Source organism: Bradyrhizobium sacchari, from assembly GCF_002068095.1.
GTDB lineage: Bacteria > Pseudomonadota > Alphaproteobacteria > Rhizobiales > Xanthobacteraceae > Bradyrhizobium > Bradyrhizobium sacchari.
This window is the reverse complement of sequence record NZ_LWIG01000026.1, coordinates 405,369-405,879: the sequence shown is the minus strand read 5'-3', so window position 1 is coordinate 405,879 and position 511 is coordinate 405,369. Positions and strand designations below refer to the sequence as shown.

1 protein-coding gene is annotated in these 511 nt (G+C 71.8%); it reads right to left on the bottom strand.

The features are described 5' to 3' along the window. A partial coding sequence (locus A5906_RS45000) for an amidase family protein (RefSeq protein ID WP_245326897.1) occupies window positions 1–511 on the bottom strand: 511 nt, incomplete at both ends.

The following is a 511-nucleotide window of genomic DNA, read 5'->3' as shown; positions in this document are numbered from 1 at the left end:
GCCAGTCCCGATGGCTCATGCCCCAGCCGCGGGCGCGCTCGGCCTGCAGGCTGCGATCGTCGGGCGAGAGCGCCGCGGCCACTTCTTGTGCCTCGGCGAGGGCTGCCGGTGTCAGGCGCGGGCTTCGCGCAGCGTTGAGCAGCTTCATATAGAGCCGCGCGGAGGCGACGAGATCGGGCAGCGAAGCGCTGACGCGCGCGACATGCGCGCCTGACCGTTCGAGCCGCTCCGCCAATCGTCCGATGGCTGATCGCACGGCGTCGCCCGTCGGCATCAGCGGATGGGTGTCGATCACGAGGATCCTGAAATCGCCGAGCTGGTCATGGCGCGGGGCGGGCAGCGCAAGGCGATAGCCGACGCCGTCGCGCGTCTCGTCGGGGCCGGCTATCGCCTCGAGCGACAAAGCAAGGTCCGAGGCCGTTCGCGCCATCGGCCCGACGACGGCGAGGTCGCCTTGGCCGGGAACGGGCGGGGCCGGCGGCAGGCTGTAGCCCCGAAGCGGTACTAGGCC